The sequence below is a fragment of the Thioalkalivibrio sp. AKL7 genome (assembly GCF_000381705.1).
In the GTDB taxonomy this organism is placed as follows: domain Bacteria; phylum Pseudomonadota; class Gammaproteobacteria; order Ectothiorhodospirales; family Ectothiorhodospiraceae; genus Thioalkalivibrio; species Thioalkalivibrio versutus.
The window spans coordinates 420,901-438,189 of record NZ_KB906948.1; the positions used below are offsets into that span (position 1 = coordinate 420,901).

The 17,289-nt window shown below is 65.8% G+C and carries 15 protein-coding genes and 3 tRNA genes; 12 read left to right on the forward strand and 6 right to left on the reverse strand.

Annotation, left to right across the window (positions count from 1 at the left end; genetic code table 11):
* Positions 1 to 21: 21 nt before the first annotated feature.
* The 4 genes from G315_RS0104885 (at position 22) to lpxC (ending at position 4,306) form a co-directional block, all read left to right on the forward strand.
* Positions 22 to 744, forward strand: coding sequence for a cell division protein FtsQ/DivIB (locus G315_RS0104885; protein ID WP_019571667.1), 723 nt, complete (start codon positions 22 to 24; stop codon positions 742 to 744).
* Positions 745 to 767: 23 nt separating this feature from the next.
* Positions 768 to 2,003, forward strand: coding sequence for a cell division protein FtsA (ftsA, locus tag G315_RS0104890; protein ID WP_019612030.1), 1,236 nt, complete (start codon positions 768 to 770; stop codon positions 2,001 to 2,003).
* A 100-nt stretch (positions 2,004 to 2,103) separates the two neighbouring features.
* Positions 2,104 to 3,261, forward strand: a complete 1,158-nt coding sequence (gene ftsZ / locus G315_RS0104895) for a cell division protein FtsZ (RefSeq protein ID WP_018144460.1) — start codon at positions 2,104 to 2,106, stop codon at positions 3,259 to 3,261.
* A gap of 124 nt (positions 3,262 to 3,385) precedes the next feature.
* Entirely contained in the window at positions 3,386 to 4,306 is a 921-nt protein-coding gene (gene lpxC / locus G315_RS0104900) for a UDP-3-O-acyl-N-acetylglucosamine deacetylase (protein WP_231362625.1), read from the forward strand.
* A gap of 32 nt (positions 4,307 to 4,338) precedes the next feature.
* On the opposite strand, the gene G315_RS0104905 is transcribed toward lpxC, so the two are convergent.
* The gene (locus tag G315_RS0104905; protein ID WP_019612031.1) at positions 4,339 to 4,776 is read right to left on the reverse strand and encodes a DciA family protein; all 438 of its coding nucleotides are present in this window, start codon (positions 4,774 to 4,776) and stop codon (positions 4,339 to 4,341) included.
* A 45-nt stretch (positions 4,777 to 4,821) separates the two neighbouring features.
* Between G315_RS0104905 and G315_RS0104910 the strand changes: the two genes are divergently transcribed.
* The 4 genes from G315_RS0104910 to G315_RS0104925 all read left to right on the forward strand — a co-directional run bounded on the left by G315_RS0104910 (position 4,822) and on the right by G315_RS0104925 (position 10,812).
* On the forward strand, positions 4,822 to 5,712 hold the full coding sequence (locus G315_RS0104910; RefSeq protein ID WP_026182028.1) for a M23 family metallopeptidase: 891 nt from the start codon (positions 4,822 to 4,824) through the stop codon (positions 5,710 to 5,712).
* Between the two features lie 119 nt (positions 5,713 to 5,831).
* Positions 5,832 to 8,630 (forward strand): preprotein translocase subunit SecA, encoded by a 2,799-nt coding sequence (gene secA, locus G315_RS0104915; RefSeq protein WP_019612032.1) that lies wholly within the window; start codon positions 5,832 to 5,834, stop codon positions 8,628 to 8,630.
* 15 nt (positions 8,631 to 8,645) lie between these two features.
* Positions 8,646 to 9,857, forward strand: a complete 1,212-nt coding sequence (gene argJ, locus G315_RS0104920) for a bifunctional glutamate N-acetyltransferase/amino-acid acetyltransferase ArgJ (RefSeq protein ID WP_018144455.1) — start codon at positions 8,646 to 8,648, stop codon at positions 9,855 to 9,857.
* Entirely contained in the window at positions 9,838 to 10,812 is a 975-nt protein-coding gene (locus G315_RS0104925; RefSeq protein WP_018144454.1) for a Nudix family hydrolase, read from the forward strand. The genes argJ and G315_RS0104925 overlap by 20 nt, the downstream gene beginning before the upstream one ends.
* A 32-nt stretch (positions 10,813 to 10,844) precedes the next feature.
* On the opposite strand, the gene zapD is transcribed toward G315_RS0104925, so the two are convergent.
* The 5 genes from zapD to pilB are packed head-to-tail and all read right to left on the reverse strand — an operon-like array spanning position 10,845 to position 16,169.
* Entirely contained in the window at positions 10,845 to 11,615 is a 771-nt protein-coding gene (zapD, locus tag G315_RS0104930) for a cell division protein ZapD (protein ID WP_018144453.1), read from the reverse strand.
* Between the two features lie 59 nt (positions 11,616 to 11,674).
* Entirely contained in the window at positions 11,675 to 12,319 is a 645-nt protein-coding gene (gene coaE / locus G315_RS0104935) for a dephospho-CoA kinase (protein WP_018144452.1), read from the reverse strand.
* A gap of 9 nt (positions 12,320 to 12,328) precedes the next feature.
* Positions 12,329 to 13,192, reverse strand: a complete 864-nt coding sequence (locus G315_RS0104940) for an A24 family peptidase (protein ID WP_018144451.1) — start codon at positions 13,190 to 13,192, stop codon at positions 12,329 to 12,331.
* A 3-nt stretch (positions 13,193 to 13,195) separates the two neighbouring features.
* Positions 13,196 to 14,407 carry a type II secretion system F family protein gene (locus G315_RS0104945; protein WP_018144450.1) on the reverse strand — a complete coding sequence of 404 codons (1,212 nt, stop codon included), beginning with the start codon at positions 14,405 to 14,407 and terminating at the stop codon, positions 13,196 to 13,198.
* Between the two features lie 43 nt (positions 14,408 to 14,450).
* Positions 14,451 to 16,169, reverse strand: a complete 1,719-nt coding sequence (gene pilB, locus G315_RS0104950; RefSeq protein ID WP_018144449.1) for a type IV-A pilus assembly ATPase PilB — start codon at positions 16,167 to 16,169, stop codon at positions 14,451 to 14,453.
* Positions 16,170 to 16,387: 218 nt separating this feature from the next.
* Here pilB and G315_RS0104955 point away from each other — a divergent pair.
* From G315_RS0104955 to G315_RS0104970, 4 genes are all read left to right on the forward strand, one after another.
* Positions 16,388 to 16,472, forward strand: a tRNA-Tyr gene (locus G315_RS0104955).
* A 57-nt stretch (positions 16,473 to 16,529) separates the two neighbouring features.
* A tRNA-Gly gene (locus G315_RS0104960) sits at positions 16,530 to 16,603 on the forward strand.
* A 44-nt stretch (positions 16,604 to 16,647) separates the two neighbouring features.
* Positions 16,648 to 16,723, forward strand: a tRNA-Thr gene (locus G315_RS0104965).
* Between the two features lie 66 nt (positions 16,724 to 16,789).
* The coding region (locus G315_RS0104970; RefSeq protein ID WP_019612033.1) for a GTP-binding protein at positions 16,790 to 17,289 on the forward strand (500 nt) is incomplete at its 3' end.

A 17,289-nucleotide genomic window follows, 5' to 3' on the forward strand; every position in this document is an offset into this window, starting at 1 on the left:
GGACCGTCGCCGCTGCGCCGGATGGCCGGCCCGGGGCTGCGCCTGATGTCGGGCATGGGGCTGGCCGCGGTGCTGGTGCTGGGCGCGCTGGCGTGGTTGCAGTTCGACCCGGATGCCTGGTTGCCGATCGAGCATGTCGAGGTGACCGGCAATCCGCAGCATGCGGATGTCGCGGCGGTGCACGAGATGGTCCGGACCCATGCGCCGGGCTTCATCGGTGTCGAGCTCGAGCGCCTGCGCGTTGCGCTTGAGGGTCAGCCGTGGGTGGACGCGGTGCGCCTGCGGCGTCAGTGGCCGGACACCCTGGTGGTGGAGATTCACGAGCCGGTGCCGGTCGCACAGTGGGGCGAGGACCATCTGGTCGATCGCCACGGGCGCCTGTTTGGCCCGGTGGCGCTGGATGACTGGGAGGGCCTGCCGGCACTCGCCGGGACCGACGGGCGCCAGGTGGTGCTGATGCATCGCTACCTGGAGGTCTCCGCACGCCTGGCCGATGCCGGGCTGGAGGTCGCCGGTCTCGAAGAGGGCGAACGCCACGACTGGACCATCCACCTGGCGGACGGCGTACGCGTGCTGATGGGGCGCGATGCCGATCTGGCACGACTGGGGCAGCTGGTCCGTGCGGCCCCGGCGATTCGCGACTATCGCGAGGCCCCGGTGGAACGGATCGACCTGCGTTACCCCCACGGGCTGGCCGTGGCCTGGGCGGATGCGGCGGATGACGGTGCGGGGAACGCCCGATGACACGAACGACAGGACGCAGAAAGATGATGGCAAAGAAGTCGGAACCCGGTCTGATCGTCGGCCTCGACGTCGGCACCTCGAAGATCGAGGCGGTGGTCGGGGAGCTGACCGAGGAAGGCGAGATCGAGATCATCGGCATCGGTTCCTCGCCCTCGCGCGGGTTGAAGAAGGGCGTGGTCGTGAACATCGAGTCCACCGTCCAGTCGATCCAGCGCGCGGTGGAGGAGGCCGAGCTGATGGCCGGTTGCGAGATCCACTCGGTGTATACCGGGATCGCCGGCTCGCACATCAAGAGCTACAACTCCACCGGGGTGGTCGCGATCAAGGACGGCGAGGTGGTCGCCGGCGACGTGGATCGGGTGATCGACGCCGCGCGCGCCATCGCCATCCCGGCCGACCAGCGCATCCTCCACGTGCTGCCGCAGGAATACATCATCGACGAGCAGGAGGGCATCCGCGAGCCGATCGGGATGTCCGGGGTGCGGCTGGAGGCCAAGGTGCACCTGGTGACCGGGGCGGTCTCCGCCGCGCAGAACATCGTCAAGTGTGTGGAACGCTGCGGGCTGCGGGTGGACGACATCATCCTCGAGCAGCTCGCCTCCAGCTACTCGGTCCTCAGCGAGGATGAAAAGGACCTGGGTGTGTGCCTGGTGGATGTTGGCGGTGGCACCACGGACATCGCGGTGTTTGCCCACGGCGCGATCATGCACACCGCGGTGATCCCGATCGCCGGCGATCAGGTCACCAACGACATCGCGGTGGCGCTCCGCACCCCGACCCAGTACGCCGAAGAACTCAAGATCAAGTACGCCTGTGCGTTGCGCTCGCTGGCCGATCCGGGCGAGAGCATCGAGGTGCCCGGTGTCGGCGATCGTGCCGCACGCAGGTTGTCGCGCCAGACGCTCGCCTCCGTGGTCGAGCCGCGCTACGAAGAACTGCTGCAGCTGGTGCAGGCGGAACTGCGCCGCAGCGGCACCGAGGAAATGATTGCCGCCGGGGTGGTTCTCACCGGTGGCTCGTCCCGAATGGAAGGTGTGGTGGACCTCGCCGAAGAGGTCTTTCACATGCCCGTACGCCTGGGGGTGCCGCAACGCGTCACCGGGCTCCTGGATGTTGTGAAGAATCCGATCCACGCGACGGGGGTGGGGCTGTTGCTCTACGCCCGCGAGTCGCGTGCGGAGCAGGAGGCCCGGCCCGTGAGCAGCGGGTTCCAGGGTGTATGGGCGCGCATGAAGCGCTGGTTTTCCGGGCAGTTCTGATGATCGGGACCCCGGAAGTTTAGGAGGCCGGACCGCTCTCCGGCCATGACGCAGGCAAACCGAAGTATTGGTACTACACACGCAACGAGAGGACGCAATCATGACGTTCGAACTGATGGACACCTATAGCCAGAACGCGACGATCAAGGTCGTCGGCGTCGGGGGCGGCGGCGGCAACGCCGTGCAGCACATGGTCAACTCGCAACTGGAGGGCGTCGACTTCATCTGCGCCAACACCGATGCCCAGGCCCTGAAGAGCCTGGATTCCAAGACGCTGCTGCAACTGGGCGGCGACATCACCAAGGGCCTGGGCGCCGGGGCGGACCCGTCGGTCGGTCGCGAGGCCGCACTGGAGGATCGCGAACGCATTCAGGATCTGTTGCAGGGGGCCGACATGGTCTTTATCACCGCCGGCATGGGCGGTGGTACGGGTACCGGCGCCGCGCCGGTGGTGGCGCAGATCGCCAAGGAGATGAACATCCTGACGGTCGCGGTGGTCACCAAGCCGTTCCCGTTCGAGGGCAAGCGCCGCATGCAGGTTGCGATGTCCGGGATCAAGGCGCTGACCGAACAGGTCGATTCCCTGATCACCATCCCCAACGAGAAGCTGCTGACGGTGCTGGGCAAGAACACCACGCTGCTGGATGCCTTCAAGGCCGCCAACGACGTGCTGTTCGGCGCGGTGCAGGGCATCGCCGAGCTGATCACCCGTCCGGGTCTGATCAACGTCGACTTTGCCGACGTGCGCAATGTGATGCGCGAGATGGGCATGGCGATGATGGGCACCGGCACCGGCACCGGCGAGGATCGTGCGCGCGAGGCCGCCGAAGCGGCGATCGCCAGCCCCTTGCTGGAGGACATCGACATCTCCGGTGCCCGTGGCATCCTGGTGAACGTGACCGGTGGCATGGATGTCGGGATCGGCGAGTTCGAGGAAGTCGGCGAGGCGGTGAAGGCCCTGGCCTCGGAAGATGCCAATGTCGTGGTCGGGACGGTCATCGACCCCGAGATGACCGACGAGCTGCGGGTGACCTTGGTGGCCACGGGGCTTGGCGCGCCAGCGACGCAGTCCGAACGGCCGCAGGTGCGAGTGGTCGATGCCCAACCGAAGAGGGCCGTCGGCTCCGATGTCGAAGTCGACCTCGACCAGCCGACCGTCAAGCGTCGCGGCGGTGACAACCTGGCGGTCGACTACAATCAGCAGCAAGGCATTGATGTGCTGGATATTCCGGCCTTCCTGCGTAAACAAGCCGACTGAGAGCGGCTGTACATGCAGGGCGAGCGGAATCCTGCAATAATGCGGTAATCGTTGTGTGCATGAGGAGCCCGGGAGGGCCCGGGCTCCCCTTATGCGCTCTCCTGGAAGAGAGAGGCTCAATTCGTTGATCAGGCAAAGAACGCTCAAGAACAGCATTCGGGCGACCGGAGTGGGACTGCATACCGGAGAAAAGGTGGTGCTGACCCTGCGTCCGGCTCCGGTGAATACCGGGATTGTGTTCCATCGCTGCGATCTTGATCCGTCCGTGGAGATTCGCGCCTGTGCCGACAATGTCGGCGACACGCGGCTGTCCACCACGCTGGTCAATGGAGACGTCCGGGTTTCGACCGTGGAGCATTTGCTCTCGGCCATTGCCGGATTGGGAATCGACAACCTGCATGTCGATGTGAGCGCCGCCGAGGTGCCCATCATGGACGGCAGTGCCGGTCCCTTCGTGTTTCTGCTGCAGTCCGCCGGGCTGAAGGAGCAGGACGCGCCCAAGGAATTCATTCGGGTCAAGCGCAGCGTGGAAGTCCGCGAGGACGACAAGTGGGTGCGCTTTGATCCTTACGAGGGGTTCAAGGTCGGTTTCTGTATCGATTTCGAACACCCGATGTTTACCGACGGAAGCCAGCGCGCAGAGCTGGATTTCTCGTCCACCTCCTTCGTGAAGGAGGTCTCGCGTGCCCGGACCTTCGGGTTCATGCGCGACATCGAGGCCCTGCGGGCGAATCAGCTGGCGCTGGGCGGCAGCCTGGACAACGCCGTGGTCCTCGATGACTACAAGATCCTCAACGAAAACGGGCTGCGCTACGACAACGAACTGGTCAAGCACAAGATCCTCGACGTGGTCGGGGACCTGTACCTGCTCGGTCACAGCCTGATCGGTGCGTTCACTGGCCACAAGTCCGGGCATGCGCTGAACAACCAGCTGATCCGTCAGCTCCTGGCCGACGAGACCGCCTGGGAGAAGGTGACCTTCGAGGACCCGAGCGAACGCCTGCCGATCTCTTTCGGTCAGCTGGCGCCCACTCCAGCGGGCTGACCTCACCCTGGAACACGTGTTCCAGGGTGAGGTCAGTCGGGCTTCGGTGACGGCCTGGCCGCCCGGGCGAGGCGTTCGAGGGCGCCGGCCAGCCCGGGGTCCTGGATGCTGCTAGCGGTATCGGCCAGGATGCGGCGGGCCGCATCCGGGATCTCGCGGCGCTCCAGTCGCGTGGTGGGCTGGGGGGGGCGTGGGGTGTTGGTCAGCCGGATACGTATCTGTTCGATGCCCTCGAAGCCCGCGGCACGCAAGGTCTTGAGCAGTTCGCGCTGCTGGAAGCGCAGTTCGGTGGCCAGCCCGCGGTTCGCGCAGATTGCGACCAGGGTGTCCTCGCGCAGGGTGAACGCCAGTCGGTCCGCCTGCAGGGCGTTGCCGACGAGTCCCTCGAGGGCGCGTTCCACGCCGCGGTCGCGGCTGGAGTGCGCGGAAAAGTCGCGGGCGATGAAGCGGGTAATCCGCTGCGGCGTCATCGAGGGCCTCCGGCAGTCCGCGGCGGAAGAAGTGAGAGGAATCGCATGCAGCTGATCGTACTACGTCCGGATGGTCTTTGTGCGCGTCTTCCGTTGTGGGGCGTGGCGCTGGCGGGCGCCCTGCTCATGCTGCTGGTGATGGCGGCGGTTGTGACCGCCTACCTGGCGGGGCAAAGCCAGCGCGAGGTGGTCAGGATCCCGGTCGCCAACACGCTGGATCCGGTCGTGGTGGAGACGGCTGAACGCGAGGCAGCACGTGAAGGTTTGAATTACCTGGTGGACCGTGTGGTCGCGCTGGAACGCCAGCTGACGCGGGTGGATCTGCGCCTCCGCTCGGTTGGCGACTCCCTGGGGCTGGACGTGGCCGCGTTGGAGCCGGAAGTTGGCGGCCAGGGCGGCCCGCTGCTGGACGGACCAGGTTCTCCGCTAGAGATCCATGACCGCTTGCTGGCGCTGGAGCACCTGCTGGGTCGTCGCAGCGCCGCCGTGGAGACGGTAGGTTCCGAGCTACGCCAGGAGGCGGCTCGCGAGGCCCTGTCCCCGCAGTTTCGCCCGGTGGAGGATGACGCCTGGATTAGCTCGGCGTTTGGTTATCGCGAAGACCCGTTCACCGGGAACCGCCGCTTCCACTCGGGGATGGATTTTGCCGGGCGGCCCGGCTCGGACATCCGCGCCGCGGGCGGCGGCCTGGTGGTATTCGCGGGCCGCCGGAGCAGCTACGGCAAGCTCGTCGAGATCGCGCACGGCGGCGGCTTGAATACGCGCTACGCGCACAACGCGGAAATCCTGGTCGAGCCCGGGCAGCGCGTGGAGGCTGGCGAGGTGATCGCGAAGATGGGGCGCACCGGTCGCGCGACCGATACCCACCTGCACTACGAGGTGGTCGACGCCGGCCAGGCCCTGAATCCCTATCATTTTCTCCAGGATCGGGACTGACCCTCCGCGGTCCTTCTCGGCCCCGCAGGGGCATGACCGGCTGCGCGTCTCTTGGCCACAGCGTTTCCCTGGCGGATCGTTTATCCTAGCCGGGTTTCAGCCAACCCTTTCGGATCCCCATGGTCAAGCAGCTCGTACAGAAGATTTTCGGTAGTCGCAACGATCGCATCCTCAAGCGCTACACCCGCGCGGTGGAGCGCATCAATGCCCTGGCCGACTCCACCGAGGCGTTGTCGCAGGACGAGCTGCGTCACAAGACACAGGAATTCCAGCGCCGCCTGGGCGAGGGCGAGAATCTGGAGAAGCTCCTGCCGGAGGCCTTCGCGGTCTGTCGCGCGATGAGTGCCCAGGTCCTGGGGCTGCGCCACTTCGACGTCCAGTTGATCGGCGGTATGGTTCTCAACGACGGTCGCATTGCCGAGATGCGCACCGGTGAGGGCAAGACCCTGGTCGCGACCCTGCCTGCCTATCTCAATGCATTGGCCGGCGACGGCGTGCATGTGGTGACGGTGAACGACTACCTGGCCCGCCGCGATGCGGCCTGGATGGGGCGGCTCTACCACGCATTGGGTCTGACGGTCGGCGTGGTCAATAGCTCCGGCGGTCTGGGGGTGGATTCCGCCTCCTATCTCTTTGACCCGGAGTATCACGCAGAAGAAGGCGGGTTCGATCAGATGCGTCCGGCGACCCGGCGCGAGGCCTATGCCGCCGATATTACCTACGGCACGAACAACGAGTTCGGCTTCGACTATCTGCGCGACAACATGGCCTTCTCGGCCGATCAGCGCGTGCAGCGCGCACTCAACTTTGCGGTGGTCGACGAGGTCGACTCCATCCTCATTGACGAGGCGCGGACCCCGCTGATCATCTCCGGCCCCAGCGGCGACAGCTCCGAGCTCTACGAGCGGCTGAACACCATCCCGGCCCAGCTGACCCGTCAGGAAGACGAGGAGAGCGAGGGTGACTACTTCGTCGACGAGAAGGCCAAGCAGGTCTTCCTCAGCGAGGAGGGTCACGAGAAGGCCGAGGAACTCCTGCGCCAGGCCGGCTTGCTGGAGGAGTACCAGACCCTGTACGACTCTGCGAGCATCGCGGTACTGCATCACCTGAATGCGGCCCTGCGTGCCCACGCGCTGTTCCACCGCGACGTCGACTATCTGGTACGCGACAACAAGGTCCAGATCATCGACGAGTTTACCGGCCGCATCATGGGTGGCCGGCGCTGGTCGGAGGGACTGCACCAGGCGATCGAGGCCAAGGAAGGGGTTCCGATCCAGCGCGAGAATCAGACGCTGGCGTCGATCACCTTCCAGAACTATTTCCGCCTGTACGAGAAGCTCGCAGGCATGACCGGTACGGCCGATACCGAGGCCTACGAGTTCCAGACCATCTATGGCCTGGAAGTGGTCGTGATCCCCGGCAACAAGCCGCTGGTGCGCGACGACATGCAGGACTTGGTCTTCCTGACCCAGGAGGAGAAGTACACCGCCATCATCAAGGAGATCCAGTGGTGCGTGGATCGCGGTCAACCGGTCCTGGTGGGGACGGCCTCGGTGGAGAGTTCCGAGCGGCTGGCTGAAGCGCTGAAGAAGACCGGGATCTCGTTCGAGGTGTTGAACGCCAAGCAGCATGAGCGCGAGGCCGCGATCATCGCCCAGGCGGGGCGCCCGAAGGCGGTGACGCTGGCAACCAACATGGCCGGCCGTGGTACCGATATCGTGCTGGGGGGGGCGCTGGATGCCGAACTGGCCGAAGTCGACCCGGACGACACTGCCCAGCAGGAGGCGATCCGGACCGACTGGCAGGAGCGCCATGACACGGTGATCGAGGCCGGTGGTCTGCACATCATTGGCTCCGAACGCCATGAGTCGCGGCGGATCGACAACCAGTTGCGCGGGCGCTCCGGCCGCCAGGGTGACGCGGGCTCCAGCCGCTTCTTCCTGTCGCTGGAAGACAACCTGATGCGGGTGTTTGCATCCGAGCGTGTGCGCAGCCTGATGCAACGCCTGGGCATGAAGGAGGGCGAGGCGATCGAGAACGCCTGGGTCTCGCGCGCCATCGAGAACGCGCAGCGCAAGGTCGAGGCGCATAACTTCGATATCCGCAAGCAGCTGCTGGAATACGACGACGTCGCCAATGATCAGCGCCGGGTGATCTACGACCAGCGTGCCGAATTGCTGACCACCGAGGACATCAGCGAAACCATCGACACCTTGGTGGAGGATGTGGTCAACGCCCTGATCAACCCGTACATGCCGCCGGGATCGATCGAGGACGAATGGGACATCCAGGGCCTGCAGCAGGCCCTGAACGGCGAGTTCGGGCTCGACCTTCCGGTCCAGCAGTGGCTGGACGACGAGGACGACCTGCACGAGGAGCCGTTGCGCGAGCGGATCATCGGGCATGCCCGCGCGCTGCTGACCCGGAAGCGCGAGCAGCTGGGTGACGAGACCATGAACCGCCTGCAGCGCGACGTGATGCTGCAGGTCCTGGACAGCCAGTGGAAGGAACACCTGGCGGCGATGGACTACCTGCGCCAGGGCATCGGGCTGCGCGGCTACGCCCAGCGCAATCCGAAGCAGGAGTACAAGAAGGAAGCCTTCGCGATGTTCCAGTCCCTGCTGGAACGCATCAAGCACGACGTGGTGAAATTCCTGCTGCGCATGCAATTGCGCTCACCGGAGGAGGTCGAGGCATTGCAGCCGAAGAAGGCGGCCCCCGCCGAGGATGATCTGCAGTTCCAGCACCAGAATCCCGACAGCCCCCTGAAGGCTGGAGCCGAAGGCGACGCCGAGCCGCGCGAACCGGTTGCGAGCGGCGAGGCCCCCTACCGACGCGACGAGCCCAAGCTGGGCCGCAACGAGCCCTGCTGGTGTGGCTCGGGCAAGAAGTTCAAGCACTGCCACGGCAAGCTGTAGGGAGACACTGAGCCCATGGCCGTAGGACTGACCGCCCCGGAGGCGCTGCAACCGGTACCGGGGATTCGCGTGGCCGCGGTCGCGGCAGGGATTCGCTATCCCGGGCGCGACGATCTGGTATTGATCGATGCCGGCCCCGATGCGACCGTTGCGGCGCTTTATACCAACAATGCCTTTCGCGCCGCGCCGGTCGTGGTTGCCGCGGAGCACCAGGCAGCGGGCGGGGCACGCTGGCTGCTGATCAACGCCGGTAATGCCAATGCCGGGACCGGCGAGCCCGGGCTCGCCGCCGCGCGCGCCTGCTGCGAGGCCCTGGCCGCGGTTACGGGCGGCCCGGCGGAGGCAGTCCTGCCATTTTCCACCGGGGTGATTGGCGAGCCGCTGCCGGTGGAACGCATCATCGCGGCGCTGCCCGTGCTGCACGCGGGCCTGGCGCCCAATGCCTGGATGCAGGCGGGACGCGCGATCATGACCACTGACACCGTGCTCAAGGGTGTCAGCCGTCGGGTCGCACTGTCGCAGGGCGAGGTGACCCTGACCGGTATCGCCAAGGGTTCGGGGATGATCCACCCCGACATGGCGACCATGCTGGCGTTTATCGGGACCGACCTTGCCATCGAGGCGCAGGCGCTGGACGGTCTGCTGCGCGAGGCCAATCGCGACAGCTTCAACGCGATCACCGTGGACGGGGATACCTCCACAAACGACGCCGTGGCGGTGATGGCCAGTGGCGCGAGTGGGGCGGGGCTCGTCACAGCGGACGACCGGGTCGCCTTTGCCGCGGCTCTGGACGCGGTCTGCCTGGAGCTGGCCCAGGCGATCGTCCGGGATGGCGAGGGTGCCACCAAGTTCGTGACCGTCGAGGTGGTGGGTGCGCGGTCGCGTGAGGAGGCGGCGCAGGTCGCCGAGACCGTCGCGCTGTCCCCGCTGGTCAAGACTGCGCTGTTCGCCTCCGATCCCAATTGGGGCCGCATCCTCGCCGCCGTGGGGCGCGCCGGGGTGCCGGATCTGGAGATCGAGCGCGTGGCGATCCGTGTGAATGACGTCGAGATTGTCCGCGACGGCGGGCGTGCCCCGGAATACGCCGAGGCCGCCGGCCAGCGTGCCTTCGACGCCGAGGAGATCCACATCCGGATCGATCTGGGCCGGGGTGACGCACGGACGCGCAAGTACACCTGCGACTTCTCCCACGAGTACGTGCGCATCAATGCCGAATACCGGTCCTGAGCCGGCGTCTTCCCCTCCGGTCGAGGTCGCGATCGGACTGATCCGCGACAACCAGGGTCGCGTGCTGGTTACGCGTCGCAGGGACGCACAACACCTGGCCGGGCTGTGGGAGTTTCCCGGGGGCAAGGTCGAGAGCGGCGAATCCCCCACGGTGGCCCTGCAGCGCGAACTCGACGAGGAGCTTGGCATCGGCGTCGATTCGGCGGTGCAGTGTCTGACGATCGAGCACGATTATGGGGAGCGCGCGGTTCGTCTGCATGTGTTCCGCGTCACGGCCTGGTCGGGTGCGCCCCGTGGCCGCGAGGCCCAGCCTATGGCGTGGCGTGTCCCGGTGGACCTGGACCCCGCAGATTTCCCGGCGGCGAATCGCGCGATGCTCAACGTCTTGCGCCTGCCCGAGCGTTATCTGATCACACCGTCACCGGACGACGCCGCGCAGGCCGCTGCCATCGCCGGCCGAGTAACCCAGGCCCTGCGTGCGGGCCAGGCTGACATGGTTCAGGTGCGTGCGCCGGACTTGGGCCGGGTCGACTATTGCGACTTTCTCGCGGCGATCACAGGGCCCGCCGATGCCCTGGGCATCCCGGTCCTGGCGAATGCGCCACCGGATTGGCTGGCGGATTTTCCGCGGGTGGGGTTGCATCTGCCCGAGCGGCGTTGGCGCGAGCTGGATGCGCGTCCGGCGTCCGCTGGCTGGGTGGCCGCCTCGGTTCACGACCGTGCCGGTCTCGAGCGGGCGGCGGCCCTGGGGCTGGATTTCGTGGTGCTGGGGCCGGTGCAGGCGACCGCGACGCATCCCGGTGCCGAGGCGCTGGGCTGGGGGCATTTCGCGGACTGGGTGCGGGGTGCGGCGCTGCCGGTCTATGCGCTCGGCGGGATGTCTGCCGTCAGCCTGCCCCGGGCGCGGGCGGCCGGGGCGCAGGGTATTGCGGCCATTCGGGGCTTGCTGGGCTGAATCCGGGCCTCCCAGGCGCCCAGGGCCCTGCCTCAGATCGCGCAGCAGCAGAGCCGGAACGGCACGTCGACATGGGCCGGTGCGGGGCGTTCGCGGAAATCGCCGGGGGCGAAGAAACGCACAGTGAAGCGCTGGCGCCCGCCGCTGATTTCCGGGTAGACCCCCAGAGCGGGGTCTATCGTCACCCGGATCAGTTGCCACGCGTGGGCGGTATCGAGATTGCGCTCGAAGTACCCGTCCTCGGCCGTCACCGGCTCCGCGTTGCCCGAGTGGCGCATGTAGCGCAGTACCTGGGCGGTCGCCTCGGCCACGGTGTTCAGCGGTTGGAACCATTCCAGCAGAAGTTCGGTGCGCGCCTGGTTCGGCTGGGCCAGCCAGTAGTGGTAGATCGGCAGGTCGAAGTCGAACGCCCCGCCGGGCAGGGCCATGCGCTGGCGCACGCTGGAGAAAAACTCGCTGCCGCGCACGCGGTGATCGAGCGCGCCGGCCTGTTCCTCCAGGGCATCGTGCAGCCGCTTCTGTGCATCCATGGTCTCGCGAAAGCGATCGGCATCGATGCCCGGCTGGTTGGCCAGTCGGGTCAGGTTGACCGTCTGGCGCTCGATCTCGCCCATCAGTTCGCGCTTGATGTCTACCCGGGTGACCAGGGCATAGATGTCCACCAGCGAGACCAGGGCCTCGTGATGATCGAAGGCCCGCCCGGACTCCAGTGCATCCCCGAAGCGTGCGTTCAGGGCCTCCAGCCGCAGCAGGAGGCGTACACGTTCATGCAGCGGTTGTTCAAAGGTCAGGGATTGGCTCACGACGGACCCGTTGGGCAGGAGGACTGGAGGCGCATGCTGGTCCAGGAATTTCCGCAGTATCAGCTATTCGGGGGGCGGTTTTCCACCCGCGAGCGGATGGTGGTGGCCAGCTCGCGCAGGGCAGTGTCGCGTTCTGCTACCTGGTTCGCCAGTTCGGCATCGGACATCTGTTCGGTATTGAGGATCTCGCTGTCCCCGCGTCGGCGGCGCTCGTCCGGGTTCATCTGGACCTCGAGGATGGCCTCCACCTCGGCGCTGCTGCGGCCATCCCGCTGGGTCACGCGTGCGATCTGTTCGCCGGGCTCGCAATGGACCACGATGACGTGATCGAAACGCGCCTCCCAGCCGGCCTCGAACAGCAGGGGCACCACGATCACGGCATAGGGTGTGGTCTCTGGTAGCGCGGCCAGGCGTTGTTCGATAGCGGCCTCCACCGCCGGGTGAACCAGTGCCTCCAGGGCCTGGCGTTCGGCCGGGTCGGTAAAGATCCGGGTGCGCAAGGCGCCGCGGTCCAGGTGGCCACGGGCATCGAGTATGCCGGGGCCAAAGCGGTCCACGATGGCCGCGTAGAGATCGTGTCCCGGCGTCTGGAGTTCGCGGTTCAGGGTGTCGGCATCCAGTACCGGTGCCCCGAGGCTGGCGAAGAGCCCTGCAACGCGACTCTTGCCGCAGCCGATCCCCCCGGTGAGTCCGACCCGCAGCATGACGTTCGCCTAAAACCCTTGCGGGAAGTAGAGGGCCAGCAGCTCGTCGCCCCAGATCAGGGCGAGCCACCCGGCGGCGGCGAGAAAGGGTCCGAACGGGATCGGGATGTTGCGATCGCGCCCGCGCAGCAGGATCAGCGCGATCCCGACCACCGCGCCGACCAGTGAGGCCAGTAGCAGGATGATCGGCAGCGCCTGCCAGCCGAGCCACGCGCCCAGCGCCGCCAGCAGTTTGAAGTCACCGAAGCCCATGCCCTCCTTGCCGGTCAGCAGGCGGAAGCCGTGGAAGATCAGCCACAAGGTCAGGTAACCGGCCGCAGCACCGATCACGGCGGATTGCAGGTCGGTGAAGGTACCGGGGATGTTGACCAGCAGCCCGAGCCACAAAAGCGGCAGGGTGAGCTGATCGGGGAGTAGCGTCGTACGGGCATCGATCCCGGAGGCGGCGATCAGTACGGCCGTGAAGACCAGCGCCAGCAGCCCGGCGCTACCAGGGCCCAGGTGCCAGACCGTTACCACGAAGAGCAGCGCGGTGAGTGCCTCCACTGCGGGATACTGCCAGCTGATGCGGGTGCCACACCCGGGGCAGCGACCGCGCAGGAACAGGAAGCTGAGAACGGGCACATTTTCCAGCGCCCGGATCGGGCGCTGGCATTGCGGGCAGCGCGAGCGCGGGCGGATCAGGTCGAATCGCTCGCGCTCGTCGTTCGGCGCGTGCTCGAGGATCGCGCGCGCCTCGGTCTCCCACTCGCGTTCCAGCATCACCGGGAGGCGCGCGATCACCACGTTCAGGAAGCTGCCGATCAGCAGCCCGAACACCCCGGCAACCGGCAGTGCCCAGCCGCCCAGTTGGGCTCCGATCTCGGCCAGCATCCCCTAGATCACCTGACCCATCTGGAAGATGGGCAGGTACATGGCGATGACCAGGCCGCCGACCAGCACGCCGAGGACCACCATGATCAGCGGTTCCAGCAGGCTGGACAGGCTGTCCACGGCGTTGTCGACCTCTTCCTCGTAGAAATCCGCGACTTTCGACAGCATTGAATCCAGCGAGCCGGACTCCTCGCCAATCGCGACCATCTGCACCACCATGTTGGGGAACACGGCGGTATTGCGCATGGACCACTGCAATTGGCCGCCGGCCTCGGTCTCGTCGCGCATGCGCAGAGTGGCTTCTCGGTAGACGGCGTTGCCGGTGGCGCCGGAGACCGAGGTCAGGGCATCCACCAGCGGGACCCCGGCGGAGAACATGGTCGACAGCGTTCGCGCAAAGCGGGCGATGGCGGCCTTGCGCAGGATCGGGCCAAAAGCCGGGGCCTTGAGGACCATGATGTCGAGGAAACGGGCGAAGCGTGGCAGCCGCCGCCGGGCCTGAACGAAGACGAACCCGATGGCGACCATGACCCCGAGGATGGCCCACCACCAGCTCTGGGTGAACTCCGAGAGGTCGACCACCATGCGGGTGAATACGGGGAGGTCGGCACCGAAGCCGGTAAACAAGGCCTCGAACTGCGGGACCACGTAGATCAGCAGGATCGCGGTCACCACGATGGCCACCACGACCACCGCGGCCGGATAGAACAGGGCCTTCTTGATCTTGCCCTTCAGGGCCTCGGTCTTTTCCTTGTAGGTGGCGACCTTGTCCAGCAGGGTCTCGAGTGTCCCCGCCTGCTCGCCGGCCTCGACCAGATTGGTGACCAGGTCGTCGAAATGTCTCGGGTGCTTGGACAGGGCCTGGGCAAACGTCTCGCCGCCCTCGACGTCTGCCTTCAGTTTCAGGACCAGATCGCGCATCGCGGGCTTCTCGTTCCCGCGGCCGACGATCTCGAAGGCCTGCACCAGTGGCACGCCGGACTCCAGCATCGTGGTCATCTGGCGCAGGAAGTAGGCGATGTCCGCGGGGACGACCTTCTTCTTTCCGCCGGAGAGAAGCGACTTTGGCTTCTTGCGGATCTTGATGACGTTGATGCCATTCTTGCGCAGCTCGGCACGGGCCGTGGCCTCGTTGTCGGCCGGAGTCTCGCCCTTGATCCGGGCGCCGTTCTTGTTCAGTCCTTCCCAGGTGTAGATCGTCCCGGAGTCGGCCATCCCCCTGTCCCCCTGTAGCTGGTGACCCGTGCCGGTTGCGGCACTAGTCCTTGGTCACGCGATTGACTTCCTCGAGGCTGGTCAGCCCCGCCATTACTTTCACGAGGCCGGCGCGTCGCAGGTCCTCGATGCCTTCCTTTTCCGCTTGTTCCGCGAGCTGCATGGAGTTGTAACCCTCCAGGATGCCGCGCTGCATGTCGTCGCTGATGGGCATGACCTGGTAGATCCCCAGCCGGCCCTTGTAGCCGTTGGTGCATTGGTCGCAGCCCACCGCGCGATAGGAGACCACACCGGTCTGGATGTCGGCGTCGGTAAAGCCTTCCTTGCGCAGCGCCTCTTCCGGGAGCTTTTCCGGTTCCTTGCAGTTCGGGCACAACCGCCGCGCCAGCCGCTGGGCAATGATCAGCAGGATCGAGGAGGCGATGTTGTACGGTGGCACGCCCATGTTGGCCAGACGGGTGAGCGTCTGCGGGGCGTCGTTGGTATGCAGCGTGGAAAGCACAAGGTGACCGGTCTGGGCCGCCTTGATGGAGATCTCGGCGGTTTCCAGGTCGCGGATTTCGCCAACCATGATCACGTCCGGGTCCTGGCGCAGGAACGCGCGCAGCGCGCTGGCAAAGGTCAGACCCACCTTCGGGTTGATGTTGACCTGGTTGACCCCGGGCATATTGATTTCCGACGGGTCTTCCGCAGTGGAGATGTTGCGGTCGGCGGTGTTCAGGATGCCGAGCCCGGTGTACAGCGACACGGTCTTCCCCGACCCGGTGGGGCCAGTGACCAGGATCATGCCGTACGGGCGGCTGAGCGCCTTGAGGTAGGCTTCCTTCTGATGTTCCTCGTACCCCAGCTGATCGATGCCCATCGCCGCGCTGCTGGGATCGAGGATGCGCATCACGATCTTCTCGCCGTAAAGCGTCGGCAGGGACGAGACACGAAAATCGATCGCGCGGGTGCGCGACAGCTTCAGCTTGATGCGCCCGTCCTGCGGCACGCGGCGTTCGGCGATGTCCATGCGCGACATCACCTTGACGCGCGCAGTGATGCGCGGCGCCAGGGAATTGGGTGGGTGGGCGACCTCGTGCAGCACTCCGTCAATGCGGAAGCGCACGCGGAAGTCCTTCTCGAAGGGCTCGAGATGGATATCCGACGCCTTGCGATTGATGGCGTCCATCAGGACCTTGTTGACGAAGCGCACCACCGGGGCGTCATCTGCGCCCTCGGCGGTGTCGGAGGGATCCTTGTCATCCTCCCCGCCGGATTCGATCGCCAGCCCGTCGAGGCCGTCGTCGCCAAGGTCGTCCATCAGGGACGAAGTGGCACTCAGTGCCGTGTCGATCAGGCGGTCGAGCTTGTGTGGCTCGACCAGGACGGCCTCGACGGGCATGCCGGTGGCGAACTTGAACTCGTCGGTGGCGCCCAGGTTGGTCGGGTCGGAGACGCCGATGTAGAGGCGATTGCCGCGTGCCATCAGTGGCAGGGCGTGGTGCTTCTGGATCAGCTTCTCGTTGAGGTGATCCTTGGGCAGCAGTTCCGCATCGAAGCTCCCCAGGTCGAATACCGGGAGTCCGAACTCCTCGGCGGCAGCCTCGACCAGGCGGGCTTCCGCCACCTGGCCCTTGCTGGCCAGCAGGGTCATCAGCGGCGTCTGCTGGGACTGGGCTTCCTCGACCAGCTGGGAGGCGATGTCCTCCGCGATCAGGCCGGCCTCGACCAGGCGCTTCGCCAGCCCGGGTAGCCGCGGTGCCGTAGTGGTATTCGCCATGGGCCTCTGCGTATACAAACCTAGTGATGGGCCACACTCTACGTGCGTCCGCGGCGGAAGGGAAACGCGCTGCCAGGCAGCGAGAGCCCCTTGCTGAGCTCCGATCATAGGAATCAACCCTGCAAATGACAAGGCTGTTGTTCGCCCCCCTTGAGGGGTAATTCAGCGGGTGCTTGACGCTGTGCTTCGCGCTGGTTCAGAATACGCGGCTTGATCGAGGAGGGATACCCAAGCGGTCAACGGGGGCAGACTGTAAATCTGCTGGCTCAGCCTTCGGAGGTTCGAATCCTCCTCCCTCCACCATCGGGTTTTTCAAGCCAGCGGCCAGAAGCGGACGGTGGTGCGGCAAGCCAGGGTTCTGCGGGTGTAGTTCAATGGTAGAACCTCAGCCTTCCAAGCTGATGATGTGGGTTCGATCCCCATCACCCGCTCCAGATTTGGCCCGCACGATGTCGGGCGAGGCCCTGGCGGTAGTTCGGCTCATGTAGCTCAGTCGGTAGAGCACTTCCTTGGTAAGGAAGAGGTCACCGGTTCGAATCCGGTCATGAGCTCCATATTAATGTCAGCGTACAACCTGCGTCGCTGTTGAGTTTTAGCGTCACGATCCGGGGAAGCGAGAGATGTCCAAGGAAAAGTTCGAGCGTAAGAAGCCGCATGTGAATGTGGGTACGATTGGTCATGTGGACCATGGGAAAACGACGCTGACGGCGGCGATGACGGCGGTGCTGGGCAAGAAGTACGGTAGTGAAGCCCGTGCATTTGACCAGATCGACAACGCGCCGGAAGAGAAGGCCCGCGGTATTACGATTGCGACCGCGCACGTCGAGTACGAATCCGACCTTCGTCACTATGCGCACGTTGATTGCCCCGGTCACGCGGACTACGTGAAGAACATGATCACGGGTGCGGCGCAGATGGATGGCGCGATCCTGGTGGTGTCGGCGGCCGATGGCCCGATGCCGCAGACCCGCGAGCACATCCTGCTGGCGCGTCAGGTCGGTGTTCCGTACATCGTGGTGTTCCTGAACAAGGCCGACATGGTCGATGATCCGGAGCTACTGGAGCTGGTCGAGATGGAAGTACGCGACCTGCTGTCCTCGTACGACTTCCCGGGTGACGA

Bases quoted from the DNA above. Each gene is read 5' to 3' on its own strand.
- G315_RS0104885 (WP_019571667.1), top strand. From the start codon at position 22: ATGGCCGGCCCGGGGCTGCGCCTGATGTCGGGCATGGGGCTGGCCGCG.
- ftsA (WP_019612030.1), top strand. From the start codon at position 768: ATGATGGCAAAGAAGTCGGAACCCGGTCTGATCGTCGGCCTCGACGTC.
- ftsZ (WP_018144460.1), top strand. From the start codon at position 2,104: ATGACGTTCGAACTGATGGACACCTATAGCCAGAACGCGACGATCAAG.
- G315_RS0104905 (WP_019612031.1), bottom strand. From the start codon at position 4,776: ATGACGCCGCAGCGGATTACCCGCTTCATCGCCCGCGACTTTTCCGCG.
- G315_RS0104910 (WP_026182028.1), top strand. From the start codon at position 4,822: ATGCAGCTGATCGTACTACGTCCGGATGGTCTTTGTGCGCGTCTTCCG.
- secA (WP_019612032.1), top strand. From the start codon at position 5,832: ATGGTCAAGCAGCTCGTACAGAAGATTTTCGGTAGTCGCAACGATCGC.
- argJ (WP_018144455.1), top strand. From the start codon at position 8,646: ATGGCCGTAGGACTGACCGCCCCGGAGGCGCTGCAACCGGTACCGGGG.
- G315_RS0104925 (WP_018144454.1), top strand. From the start codon at position 9,838: ATGCCGAATACCGGTCCTGAGCCGGCGTCTTCCCCTCCGGTCGAGGTC.
- coaE (WP_018144452.1), bottom strand. From the start codon at position 12,319: ATGCTGCGGGTCGGACTCACCGGGGGGATCGGCTGCGGCAAGAGTCGC.
- G315_RS0104940 (WP_018144451.1), bottom strand. From the start codon at position 13,192: ATGCTGGCCGAGATCGGAGCCCAACTGGGCGGCTGGGCACTGCCGGTT.
- G315_RS0104945 (WP_018144450.1), bottom strand. From the start codon at position 14,407: ATGGCCGACTCCGGGACGATCTACACCTGGGAAGGACTGAACAAGAAC.
- pilB (WP_018144449.1), bottom strand. From the start codon at position 16,169: ATGGCGAATACCACTACGGCACCGCGGCTACCCGGGCTGGCGAAGCGC.